9 protein-coding genes are annotated in these 12,046 nt (G+C 63.9%); 5 read left to right on the forward strand and 4 right to left on the reverse strand.

The window, feature by feature from the left end; genetic code table 11:
* Positions 1-24: 24 nt before the first annotated feature.
* Positions 25-2,052, reverse strand: a complete 2,028-nt coding sequence (locus tag FJU11_RS12005; RefSeq protein WP_141167302.1) for a thioredoxin domain-containing protein — start codon at positions 2,050-2,052, stop codon at positions 25-27.
* Between the two features lie 52 nt (positions 2,053-2,104).
* Between FJU11_RS12005 and mnmE the strand changes: the two genes are divergently transcribed.
* The 5 genes from mnmE to FJU11_RS12030 all read left to right on the forward strand — a co-directional run bounded on the left by mnmE (position 2,105) and on the right by FJU11_RS12030 (position 7,739).
* Positions 2,105-3,433 (forward strand): tRNA uridine-5-carboxymethylaminomethyl(34) synthesis GTPase MnmE, encoded by a 1,329-nt coding sequence (mnmE, locus tag FJU11_RS12010; protein ID WP_141167303.1) that lies wholly within the window; start codon positions 2,105-2,107, stop codon positions 3,431-3,433.
* Between the two features lie 87 nt (positions 3,434-3,520).
* Entirely contained in the window at positions 3,521-5,407 is a 1,887-nt protein-coding gene (mnmG, locus tag FJU11_RS12015; protein WP_141167304.1) for a tRNA uridine-5-carboxymethylaminomethyl(34) synthesis enzyme MnmG, read from the forward strand.
* The gene (rsmG, locus tag FJU11_RS12020) at positions 5,404-6,015 is read left to right on the forward strand and encodes a 16S rRNA (guanine(527)-N(7))-methyltransferase RsmG (RefSeq protein WP_141167305.1); all 612 of its coding nucleotides are present in this window, start codon (positions 5,404-5,406) and stop codon (positions 6,013-6,015) included. The genes mnmG and rsmG overlap by 4 nt, the downstream gene beginning before the upstream one ends.
* Before the next feature lies 1 nt (position 6,016).
* Positions 6,017-6,826, forward strand: a complete 810-nt coding sequence (locus tag FJU11_RS12025; protein WP_141167306.1) for a ParA family protein — start codon at positions 6,017-6,019, stop codon at positions 6,824-6,826.
* Positions 6,827-6,863: 37 nt separating this feature from the next.
* A complete protein-coding gene (locus tag FJU11_RS12030) occupies positions 6,864-7,739 on the forward strand; it encodes a ParB/RepB/Spo0J family partition protein (RefSeq protein ID WP_141167307.1) in 876 nt (291 codons plus the stop codon).
* 62 nt (positions 7,740-7,801) lie between these two features.
* On the opposite strand, the gene holA is transcribed toward FJU11_RS12030, so the two are convergent.
* The 3 genes from holA to leuS are packed head-to-tail and all read right to left on the reverse strand — an operon-like array spanning position 7,802 to position 12,038.
* Entirely contained in the window at positions 7,802-8,839 is a 1,038-nt protein-coding gene (holA, locus tag FJU11_RS12035) for a DNA polymerase III subunit delta (protein WP_141167308.1), read from the reverse strand.
* A gap of 3 nt (positions 8,840-8,842) precedes the next feature.
* Positions 8,843-9,394 carry a hypothetical protein gene (locus FJU11_RS12040; RefSeq protein ID WP_141167309.1) on the reverse strand — a complete coding sequence of 184 codons (552 nt, stop codon included), beginning with the start codon at positions 9,392-9,394 and terminating at the stop codon, positions 8,843-8,845.
* 25 nt (positions 9,395-9,419) lie between these two features.
* Positions 9,420-12,038, reverse strand: coding sequence for a leucine--tRNA ligase (gene leuS, locus FJU11_RS12045; RefSeq protein WP_141167310.1), 2,619 nt, complete (start codon positions 12,036-12,038; stop codon positions 9,420-9,422).
* Positions 12,039-12,046 lie beyond the last annotated feature (8 nt).

Consider the following 12,046-nt stretch of genomic DNA (forward strand, 5'->3'; position numbering starts at 1 on the left):
ACGTCCGCCTCTCGATACGGGTAGTCAGTCCGACGATGGATCGAGCAGCCATGCGAGCGCTTCGCCGGTTTCGACCGGCGGCAGGCAGGTCGTGCCGCGGCACAGATACGCAGCACTCCGCTCGAGCGTTTCCGGCTCGTTGCCGGAGGCGGCGAGTTGCCGGCTCGCGTCGTGTTGGCCGTTCGGGGCGAAGACGAGATCGATTCGGGCCGGGTCCGGTTTGGCCGCGGCGACCTCCGCGAATTCTGCCGACGCGCTGGTTGCGACCAGTTTCGCGCCGTTCATGACCGTGTCCGCGGCATTGACGATCGAAACGGCGACGAACGGGTTTGCCCGCACGCGTCCCCAGGCGGCGGCCAGCGCGGTCTCGGTGCGTTCGGCATGGATGGGATCGTCCGTAACGAGCGAAAGCCGCGCCAGTGCCTCGATGATCTGGCCGGTCGCCGACGGGATGGCATCGTCCTGCTCGTGACGCGCTGCAAGCGGCAGGTCTGTCTGATCGGTGGCGGCGAGGACGTACCCTCCGGCACCGTCGGCATGATGGGCTTCCAACGCCTCGGCGAGATCACGTGCCGTCGTTATGAAACGGTCGTCGGCAGTTGCCGCAAACAGCGAGACGGCACCGTTGATCAGCGCGGCGTAATCGCTTGCGAGGCCGCTTTCCGACCGCCGCTCGCCGCGCCGGGCGTGAACCAGACGATCATCCTTTGCGAAAGCGCCGATAACCGCATCGAACGCGGCCGCGGCCGCCGATACCCATTCGCTTCTGCCGTGCCGCGCACCCGCATCGGCAAGCGCACGCACGGCGAGACCGTTCCAGTCTGCGAGCACCTTGTCGTCACGTGCCGGCGGTATGCGGAGCGCCCGATGCTCGGCGAGCTTTCGTAGACAGGCCCGCATCCGGGGATCCTCCGCACTGCCGTCCTCCCCGTCGTTCAACTGGTTCAGGATGACGGTACCTTCCCAGTTGCCCGCTTCGGTAACGTCGTAGAGCGCGGCAAAGTCGGTCGCGTCGTCACCGAGCAGCGCTTCGATCTCTGTCTTTCGCCAAACGTAGTACCGGCCTTCCTCTCCTTCGCTATCGGCATCGAAGCTGGATACGAAGGCGCCGTCCTCGGCGCGCATTTCGCGCATCATGAAGTCGATCGTGTCTTCGAGCCGGCGAAGGAAAACGGGGCGCCGGGTCTGAGCGTAGGCACCGCTCAATGCCTGGACGAACTGGGCATTGTCGTAGAGCATCTTTTCGAAATGCGGCACGAGCCAGCGTTCGTCGACCGTATAACGATGAAGGCCACCCCCGACGTGATCGTAGATCCCGCCTCGGCAAAGTGCCGTGAGCCATGCGAGAGCCGGTTCGCGGAAGCGCTCGTCGCGCTTGCGGACGGCAGCGCGCCAGAGCGCTTCCCACATCGGCGCGCTCGGAAATTTCGGCGCCCTGCCGATACCGCCGTGAACGGGATCGAGCGCGCCGAGGAGTCGTTCGGCGACGGCCGCGGTTTCTTCGGACGTTGGCGTCTGCGGTGGTGCGCCGGTCCGAAGGGCACGGGCGAGATGGTCGTCGATGGCAGCCGCGTTGGTCTGTACGCGATCCGGATCGCTTTCGTAGAGCTGTCGGATCGCTTCCAGCACCTGCGCGAAGCCCGGACGCCCGTATCGGCTTTCGGGCGGAAAATAGGTCCCGCCCCAAAAGGGTGTCCCCCCGGGCGTCAGGAAGAGCGTCATCGGCCAACCGCCCTGTTCGCCCATGCCCTGCAACGCGCTCATATAGATCTGGTCGATGTCCGGTCGTTCCTCGCGGTCGACCTTCACGTTGACGAAATGGGCGTTCATGAGTGCCGCGATCTCGTCGTTCTCGAAGCTTTCATGCGCCATGACGTGGCACCAATGGCAAGCAGCATAGCCGACCGAAAGCAGGATCGGCCTGTTCTTCTCCTTCGCCTCGGCAAAGACACCCGGCCCCCATTCGCGCCAATGGACCGGATTGTCCCTGTGTTGCAACAGGTAGGGGCTGAGCGCGTTTGCAAGCTGGTTGGTCTCGGGATATGCGGGCATCGACTTTCCAATTCGAACAGGATCGGCCGGTTGGTGCCGGGAAGGTGTCGCGGTGTCGGGTGGCGTAAAGGACCAGACCACGATCTACGCGCTGTCGAGCGGCGGATTGCCGTCCGGCGTCGCGGTCGCGCGCATGTCTGGACCGGGAACGCGTACGGCTCTCGATAGGCTGGTCGGCGGTGCGCCCGAACCACGCTATGCGAGCCTTCGCACGATCCGCCATGTCGACGGAACGCCGATCGACCGTGGATTGATCCTCTATTTTCCCGGTCCCGCCTCGTTCACCGGCGAGGATTGCGCGGAGTTCCAGATTCATGGCGGCCGATCGGTCGTAGCCGCGCTCTTTTCGGCGCTTTCGGCCCTGGACGGCTTTCAGGCCGCCGAACCCGGCGAATTCATTCGTCGCGCCTTCGAAAACGGACGTATGGATCTGACCGAGGTCGAAGGATTGGGCGACCTCATTGCCGCAGAAACCGAAATGCAGCGTCGACTGGCGCTGGAGCATGCCGAAGGTGGGCTTGCGACACTCTACAACGCTTGGTCGACCCGGCTGACGGAATGCCGTGCGCACATCGAGGCCGGCCTCGACTTCTCCGACGAGGAGGACGTACCGGACGACATCGCATCCGCACTTTCGGTCGAGATCGGCACTTTGGCCGAAGAGATCCTGCAACATCTGCGTGGGGTACGTGCCGGCGAAATCGTCCGTCAGGGTTTTCGCGTCGTGCTGGCCGGCTTGCCGAATGCCGGCAAGTCCAGCCTGATGAACGCTTTGGCCGGTCGCGACGTCTCGATCGTCTCGCATCAACCGGGCACCACCCGAGACATCGTGACCGTTACGCTCGATCTCGCGGGCTATGCGGTCGTCGTCCAGGATACGGCGGGCTTGCGGGAGACGACGGAAGACGTCGAGGCGGAAGGGGTTCGCCGCGCCGAAGCCGCCATGCGCGACGCCGATCTCGTCCTCCATCTCTACGATCTTTCAACCGGTGCGCGCCCACATATGGATACTGCGTTACCCGTCCTGAAGGTCGGCACCAAATGCGACCTGCCGCACGCCGTCGAACCCGACCGCGGTGACCTGGCCATCTCGACGCGTACGGGTGCGGGGCTCGACGTTCTGCTCTGTCATCTCGAAGACCATGTCGCAAATGCCGCGATGCGATCCGGTGACGTCATCCCGTCGCGTGCACGTCATCGGGAACATCTGGAACGAACCTTGGCGGCGCTGAATGCTGCGGCGGAACACGATGGAAGCGATCCCGAACTCGTCGCCGAACATCTGCGCGAAGCGGCGTTTGCGCTCGGGCGGATAACCGGTCGCGTCGACGTCGAAGACCTCCTCGACGTCGTGTTTGGAAGTTTCTGCATCGGAAAGTAGAATAACGGTATCGTTCGGCCCTCTGCGTTTCACGTGAAACACGACACGGCCTTGACAGGCTGCGCGGAGCATGGAAACGCCATATCTATGGATCCGAATTCGTCTGATACCGCACACTACGATGTCGCCGTCGTCGGTGGCGGGCATGCGGGGTGCGAGGCGGCGGCCGCCGCGGCGCGGTGCGGTGCGCGAACGCTCCTGGTCACCAAGACGCTCGATGCGATCGGCGTCATGTCGTGCAACCCGGCGATCGGTGGCTTGGGCAAGGGCCATCTGGTCCGCGAAATCGATGCGCTGGACGGCTTGATGGGTCGGGTTGCCGATACTGTTGGTATCCAGTTCCGCCTGCTCAATCGAAGCAAGGGACCAGCTGTTCGCGGTCCCCGCACGCAGGCCGACCGCAAGCTTTACCGGCTCGCCATGCAGGCGGAGCTTCGCGCCCAGGAGAACCTGACGCTTTGCGAGGGTGAAGTCGATGACATCGGCGTGACCGCCAGCGAGGCGACCGCGTTGGTTCTCAAGGATGGCCGACGGATCCATTGCGGCGCGATCGTGCTGACGACCGGCACGTTTCTGCGCGGCATGATCCATCTCGGTGAGCGGCAGATTCCGGCCGGCCGCATGGGAGAGGCACCGGCCCTCGGCTTGGCGACAACGCTCGAACGCGCAGGCTTCCGGCTTGGCCGGCTGAAGACCGGCACGCCTCCGCGTCTCGACGGCCGTACGATCGACTGGCAGGCCGTCGGCCGACAGGGTGCCGACGCCGAGCCGGTGCCGTTTTCGTTTCTTACCGAACGGATCGTCACACCGCAGATCGAATGCGGGATCACGCGGACGACGCCGGAGACGCATGCCATCATCGAGCGGAATCTCGCTCGATCGGCGATGTATGGCGGCCGGATCTCGGGAACGGGTCCGCGCTACTGTCCATCGATCGAAGACAAGATCGTCAAGTTCGGAGAACGCGATGGTCACCAGATCTTTCTGGAGCCGGAAGGTCTCGACGATACGACGGTCTATCCGAACGGGATCTCGACGTCTCTGCCTGAAGATGTTCAGGCCGACATGCTCTCGACCATACCCGGGCTCGAAAACGCGCGTATCCTGCAGCCGGGCTATGCGATCGAGTATGATCACGTCGATCCGCGCGAACTGCGCCCGTCGCTCGAAACGAAGCGGCTGCCACGGCTTTTCCTTGCCGGGCAAATCAACGGTACCACCGGTTACGAGGAAGCTGCCGGCCAGGGGCTCGTCGCAGGGTTGAATGCCGCCAAGCGCGCGGCTGATGCCGACGAAGTTCGCTTCAGTCGAACCGACTCGTATCTTGGCGTCATGATCGACGACCTGACGTCGAACGGCGTCGAAGAACCGTATCGCATGTTCACCTCGCGAGCCGAATATCGCCTCTCCCTGCGTGCGGACAATGCCGATCAGCGACTGACGCCCTTCGGGATCGCGCATGGATGCGTGGGTTCGCGACGCAGGCGAGCATTCGAAGCCTGGCAGCGTACGCTCGACGATGGTCGCGCCATGCTCGGCGAGCTCAGCGTCACGCCCAAGGAAGCGGAACGAAACGGCTGGACGCTCAATCGCGACGGCGTTCGGCGTACGGCCTTCGACCTGCTTTCCCGCCCCGAATTCACCATTACGGCGTTGACGGCGGCATGGCCGCAACTTGCGTCTATCGGACCGAAAGCCGCCGAAGCCCTGGAGACAGAAGCCCGATACGCCGTCTACGTCGAACGGCAACAGGCCGATATCGCGCTCAGACGCCGTGAAGAAACACGCGGCATTCCGGATGATTTCGACTACGCTTCGCTTCCGGGTCTCTCCAACGAGCTCAAGCAGAAGCTCCGTCGCATCAAACCGGCCACTCTCGCTCATGCCGAACGCGTCGACGGCATGACGCCAGCGGCGCTAACGCTCATTCTCGCCCGTCTTCGGTCAAAAGAGAAACTTCGGAAGACCGGATGAGCCAGGCTGCATTCGATGTTTCACGTGAAACACAAACGAGGCTCGATCGGTTTCTGGCGCTTTTTGCCCAGTGGTCGGCACGGATGAATCTGGTATCCGCTTCGACGCGGAACGACGTCGTTGAACGGCATGTCGCGGACAGCCTTCAGCTTTATCGCCTCGTCGGTACGCGACAGTGGCTCGATCTCGGTTCGGGCGCCGGCTTTCCGGGTCTGATCGTCGCGATTGCCTTGGCGGAACGGAACGAAGGATGGGTCGACCTCGTCGAAAGCAATCGCAAGAAGGCGGCGTTCCTCCGTGTCGCGGTCCTCGAAACCGGTGCCCGCGCGAGCGTGCACGACGTTCGTGCCGAAGCGATGATCGATCGTGTTCCCGACTGCGATGCCGTATCGTCACGTGCGCTGGCACCACTCGACCAACTGCTCGGTCTGGCCGAGCCGTGGTTGTGCAAGGGTACACGCACCAAAGGTTGGTTCCACAAGGGACGGGATCACCGCAGCGAAGTTTCGAAGGCGCGTGGCAGCTGGCAGTTCGATCTGGTAGAACACCCAAGCCGGATCGATCGTGATTCGGTGATCCTGCAGATCGCCAATCTCAAGAGGCTTTGAAATGCTTCAACGCGAGGCTGGTTCAGGCAGAAGCCGCATCATCACCGTCGCGAACCAGAAGGGTGGCGTCGGCAAGACGACCACTGCCATTAATCTGGCAACCGCGCTTGCCGCGATCGGCGAACGCGTGCTCGTCATCGATCTGGATCCGCAGGGAAACGCGAGTACCGGGCTCGGGATCGACCGATCGGATCGGATCCTTTCGTCCTACGATGTGTTGACCGGTGCGAAGCCTCTTCAGGACGTAGCGCGGGAAACCGCCGTTCCGAACCTCTTCATCGTTCCGTCGACTATGGATCTGCTCGGCGTCGAGATGGAAATCTCCAATACCCGAGACCGCGTCGTCCGGTTGCGGAATGCGCTCGCCGCACCGGGAGCAGCCACGTTCGGCTATGTTCTTATCGATTGCCCGCCCTCGCTCAACCTTCTGACGATCAACGCCATGACGGCAGCTCATTCGGTCCTCGTGCCGCTGCAATGCGAATTCTTCGCGCTGGAAGGCTTGAGCCAGCTTCTGGAAACGGTCGGTCACGTTCGCTCGACCCTTAACCCATCCCTGGAGATCCAGGGCGTGGTGCTGACGATGTACGATTCGCGCAATAATCTCGCGCGGCAAGTGGTCGACGACGTGCGGGCCTATCTCGGCGAAAAGGTCTATCGCACATTGATCCCACGCAACGTTCGCGTTTCGGAAGCGCCGTCCTACGGCAAGCCCGCGATCCTCTACGATCTCAATTGCTCGGGTAGCCAGGCTTATCTTCAACTCGCGTCGGAAGTCATCCAGCGCGAACGGCATACGCGAGCCGCATGACAAAGCGTTTTATCCATCGGTGTGAGGACGTAAGGCTATGAACGAAGATGGTTCGCGGCGTCGGCTCGGGCGTGGTCTTGCAGCCCTGATCGGCGATATGGATCAGCCGTCCGCCGAACGGAACGCGCCGGCGCTTGCCGCGGACACTACCGTTCCGATCGAGTTCGTCGGCCGGAACCCGCGGAACCCACGACGCAGCTTCGATGAGGACGACCTCGCCGATCTGGCAAATTCCATTCGTCGCCACGGCATCGTCCAGCCCGTTGTCGTGCGACCGGCGGGCCACGAGCGCTACGAGATCATCGCAGGCGAACGTCGCTGGCGCGCGGCCCAGCTTGCCGGTATCGCGACACTGCCGGTCCTCGTCCGCGACGTCGACGATCGTGCTGCGCTGGAAATCGCCATCGTCGAAAACGTCCAGCGCGCCGATCTCAACCCAATGGAAGAGGCACATGGCTACGAACAGCTGATCGCCGAGCACGGGTATACGCAGCACGACCTCGGCGACATCATCGGCAAAAGCCGAAGTCACGTCGCCAACAGCTTACGCCTTCTCAAGCTGCCCGAACCGGTTCGCGACCTCGTCTCGCACGGGGCGTTGTCGGCCGGTCACGCACGCGCGATCGCCTCTACGGCCGATCCGTCCTCGCTCGCGCGACGCATCGTATCCGGCGGTCTGTCCGTGCGCGAAGCAGAAAAGATCGCTCAGCGCGAAGCCGAAGGCAGGGGACGCCACCGTAGTACTACCGCCGAGAAGGACGCCGATACGCTGGCGCTCGAACGCAGGCTCGGCGATCGGCTCGGCCTCAAGGTTTCGGTGAACCATCGTGGCGAACGGGGATCGATCCGCATCGATTACGCCTCGCTCGACCAGCTCGACGCCCTCTGCCATCTGCTCGATACGCAACGCTGACGCCGTTCGTCCGATTACGGGAACGCACGCGGAGAATCAGTGCGACGGGTCCGTCCAAACGATCATGGCACGCGTCGTGTCGCCCGTTGCGCGATTGCCAAGAGAGCCTGCCGCGCGATATCGTCCTCGAGCCGCGGGTAGCGGCGCATGGCGAGCACACTGTTCTGACAATGTTCGAGCGCGCGGCTCAATGCATCGCCGGACCATGAGGCGAGCGCACCTTCCATTGCCGGCTTGCGGCGGAAATGAATGCCGCGGCCGGCCTGCGCCATGACCGATTGGGGCGAGGCGCCGGTCTCATCGATCTTGGCTCGCAGCGCCTCGAGTGTCTGCACGCTGCGCATACAAGCAAGCACCGCGGTATAAATCGCCGTTTTCGATGCCACGATGCGCTGGAGCGCGTGGTCGAGTGCCTTCAGATCCCCGACCAGCACGGCATCGACCGCATCGTCGATGGACGGCGATGCTGCATCGCCGACCGAAGCGACGACGTTCTCTTCCGTTACCTGCCCCGTGCCGCGACAGTAAAGGGCGAGCTTTTGGAGTTCTCCGCGAGATGCGAGGCGATCGCCGCCGAGGACGCCCGAAAGGCGTTCGCGGGCAGCCGGCGTAATGCGCAGTTCCTCGTGCGCCAGTTCTTCGTCGATCAGCGCCTGCAGATCGCGGCGATCGTCCGGATAGCAGGGAATGGCGAGCCCGCCGGGACTGTCCTCGACGCGTTTGCGAAGGGCCGCGCCGCGCTTCAGTTCGCCGGCCTCGATGAGCACACTCGTCTCGCCGTCGGTATCGCGTGCGATGTCGCCGACGACATCGCACAGCGCGCGGTCGTTGCCGACGTTGCGCAACCATACCAGACGCTGCCCCCCGAAGAGCCCGATGGAATTCACCTCGTCCGAAAGCCGTCCGGCATTGCCGCGCAGATCGTCGAAATCGAGCCGGACGACCAAGAAGGGATCGGTGAGATCGGCGCCGGATCGTTCGGCCAACATGACCGCTCGTTCGGCGACCAGTCCCTGGTCGGGTCCATAGACCAGATGCAGCCGGTAATGCTTCCCCGATGCGAAGAAACGGGTGAATTCATGGGCGCGGATCTGCGCCATGGCTCAACGCGCCAGGAACCCGGCGATGTCGTCGCGGACGAGCGCCGCGGCGGATTCCAGCGAACGCTGTGTCGCATCGCGGGCAGCCCGCAGCTTTGCGTATTCCTGCGCGGGATTGCTCGGCAGGTCGTAGGCGGCGATCGCCGTGCGCGTGCCCGTATGGATCGCCTTCTTCGTCTTCGTGTCGACCAGCGTGTACCGGACGGTCGCCTTCAGGTCACCGGCCGTCGGCGATTCGCTGAAACCCTTGTTGAAGACGCCGATCGCCTTCATCGTGACCGTAAGGTTGACGAGGTAGGCCGGATTGCGCGGTTCGGCGCCACCGTGATCGAGCAGGAACAGCAGGCGGTTGCGCACGATCTGGCTCGACCGCCCGGTGACCGGTGCGACCGATATGGAAGCGAGCTTAATGCGTTCGGGGTTCGATTTCGCGTAGATCGGCCGGACCTGGCATGCCGAAAGCACGAGAAGCGGTGCTGCGAGCGCGGCCGTGATACGAATGGAACGGAAGCGGAAGGATCGGGACGGTCCGACCGACCGACCCGCTTCGGCCATACGTTTCGTGCACCGGGCAAGTACGCTAGACGACGACATTGACGATCCTCTCCGGCACGACGATGACCTTGCGCGGCGGCTTGTCGCCGAGTGCTGCGCGCACGACATCGAGCGACAACACCGCTTCCTCGATATGGCTGTGATCGGCGCCACGCGCAACGGCGAGTTCGCCGCGCTTCTTGCCGTTGATCTGAACCGGAAGGGTGATCGTGCTGTCGACGACGAGCGTTTCGTCGAAGACCGGCCAGGGTTGCTCGGCGACGAGGTCGCTTCGACCGAGCGCATGCCAGCAGGTCTCGGCGAGATGCGGCGTCATCGGTGCGAGCATCTGGATCAGGATCTCGCAAGCTTCCCGGCAGGCGCCGCACATGGCCGCATCGGCCGTACCGTCGGAAACGGCCTGAAGCGGCGCAGCCAGCACGTTGACGAGTTCGTAGATGCGCGCAACGGCCTTGTTGAAACCGAGCCTGCCGAAATCCTCGCCGACGCCCTTGAGCGTCTTGTGCGCAGCCTTCGATATCTCACCCGCGTCTCCCTCGCTCGCTGCGAGCGGTGCCACGTCGGAGAGGTTTCCGGCGGCACCGCCGACGAGGCGCCAGACACGTTGGACGAAGCGGTGGGCGCCTTCGACGCCCGCCTCGCTCCATATGACGTCGCGTTCCGGCGGTGAATCGGAAAGCATGAAGAAGCGCGCGGTATCCGCCCCGTATCCGGCGATGATGTCGTCTGGGTCGATGACGTTCTTCTTGGACTTCGACATCTTCTCGATCGAGCCGATGGCGATCTCCTCGCCGGTCTCGGCGAGGAACGCGACCCGTTCGCCGCCGCGGTCCTCGATGCGTACGTCCTCCGGCGAAACCCATTCGTCGCGACCGTCGCGGGCGCGGCTGAAGGTCTCGTGGACGACCATGCCCTGCGTGAAGAGGCCCTCGAACGGCTCGTCGACAGCCATGTGGCCGGTGCGGCTCATCGCACGGGTGAAGAAGCGCGAATAGAGAAGATGCAGGATCGCATGCTCGATCCCGCCGATATACTGGGTGACCGGCAGCCAGCGCGTGGCCGCCTGCGGATCGACCGGGCGCGCGGTCTCGTGCGGCGTGACGAAGCGTGCGTAGTACCACGACGAATCGACGAACGTGTCCATCGTGTCCGTTTCGCGCCTCGCGTCCGCGCCGCACTGCGGGCAGGCGACGTGCCGCCATGTCGGGTGATGGTCGAGCGGATTGCCGGGACGATCGAACGTGACGTCGTCCGGCAGCTTTATCGGGAGGTCGGCTTTCGGAACCGGCACGACGCCGCAGCTTTCGCAATGGACGATGGGAATCGGGCATCCCCAGTAGCGCTGACGGGAAATACCCCAGTCGCGAAGGCGGAACTGCGTCTGGCGCCGACCCCAGCCCGCTGCCTCGAATTTGGCGAGGGAAGCGTCCATCGCCGCGCGGCAGGTCTGCACCGTCTCTTCGCCTGCCCAGCGGACATAACGCACCGTTTGCGTCTTCGGCGGCACGAACGCCGTGTCGGAGACGCGCTCCCCCGTGTCGGCCGGCACGAAGACGTCGTGAACCGGCAGATCGTATTTCAAAGCGAAATCGAGGTCGCGCTGGTCGTGCGCTGGGCAGCCGACGATCGCGCCCGTGCCGTAGTCCATCAGCACGAAATTCGCGATGTAGAGCGGCAGGTGCCAGTTCGCATCGGTCGGATGGGCAGCGCGGATGCCGGTGTCGAAGCCGAGCTTTTCGGCCGTATCGATCGCTTCCTGCGAGGTTCCCGTCCGGCGACACGTCTCACAGAAGGCCGCGACCTCGGGGTTCGTCTCGGCGAGCTTGCGGGCGAGCGGATGATCGGCGGCGATGGCCGCGAAGGAGGCGCCGTACATCGTGTCCGGACGTGTTGTGAAGATCGGCAGTCGCTCGAAGCCTTCGGGCGCGTCGACGAGGCCGAACTCGAAATGGAGACCCTCCGATTTGCCGATCCAGTTGCGCTGCATGGTGCGCACCTTTTCCGGCCATCCGTCGAGCGTGTCCAACGCTGCGTCGAGTTCCGCCGCGAACGCCGTGATCCGGAAGAACCACTGGGTCAGTTCGCGCGTTTCGACCGGTGCACCGGAACGCCAGCCGCGTCCCTCGATCACCTGTTCGTTGGCGAGCACGGTCTCATCGACCGGATCCCAGTTGACCTTCGATTGGCGCCGGTAGGCGAGGCCATCCTCGAGCATGTCGAGGAAGAGGCTCTGCTGCTGGGTGTAATAGGCGACGTCGCAGGTTGCGAATTCGCGCGTCCAGTCGAGCGAAAGGCCCATGGCCTTCAGCTGTGCCTTCATGGTGGCGATGTTGGCGTAGGTCCATTCGCCCGGGTGGATGTCGCGTTCCTTCGCGGCATTCTCGGCCGGCAACCCGAATGCGTCCCAGCCCATCGGATGCATGACGTTGTAGCCGCATGCGCGCTTGAAGCGCGCGACGACGTCGCCCATCGTGTAGTTGCGCACATGGCCCATATGGATGCGCCCCGAAGGATAGGGGAACATCTCGAGCACGTAATACGGCGCGCGCGGGTCGTCGGCCGGCGTTTCGAAGACGCCGGCCTGCTGCCAGGCCTGCTGCCATCGCGGTTCCGCTTCGCGCGGATTGTAACGTTCGATCGTCATGCGCGTTT

The sequence above is a fragment of the Pararhizobium mangrovi genome (genome assembly GCF_006516965.1).
GTDB lineage: Bacteria > Pseudomonadota > Alphaproteobacteria > Rhizobiales > Rhizobiaceae > Pararhizobium_B > Pararhizobium_B mangrovi.

Coding starts and splice junctions, on each gene's coding strand:
- FJU11_RS12005 (WP_141167302.1), bottom strand. CDS start 2,052: ATGCCCGCATATCCCGAGACCAACCAGCTTGCAAACGCGCTCAGCCCC.
- mnmG (WP_141167304.1), top strand. CDS start 3,521: ATGGATCCGAATTCGTCTGATACCGCACACTACGATGTCGCCGTCGTC.
- rsmG (WP_141167305.1), top strand. CDS start 5,404: ATGAGCCAGGCTGCATTCGATGTTTCACGTGAAACACAAACGAGGCTC.
- FJU11_RS12025 (WP_141167306.1), top strand. CDS start 6,017: ATGCTTCAACGCGAGGCTGGTTCAGGCAGAAGCCGCATCATCACCGTC.
- FJU11_RS12030 (WP_141167307.1), top strand. CDS start 6,864: ATGAACGAAGATGGTTCGCGGCGTCGGCTCGGGCGTGGTCTTGCAGCC.
- holA (WP_141167308.1), bottom strand. CDS start 8,839: ATGGCGCAGATCCGCGCCCATGAATTCACCCGTTTCTTCGCATCGGGG.
- FJU11_RS12040 (WP_141167309.1), bottom strand. CDS start 9,394: ATGGCCGAAGCGGGTCGGTCGGTCGGACCGTCCCGATCCTTCCGCTTC.
- leuS (WP_141167310.1), bottom strand. CDS start 12,038: ATGACGATCGAACGTTACAATCCGCGCGAAGCGGAACCGCGATGGCAG.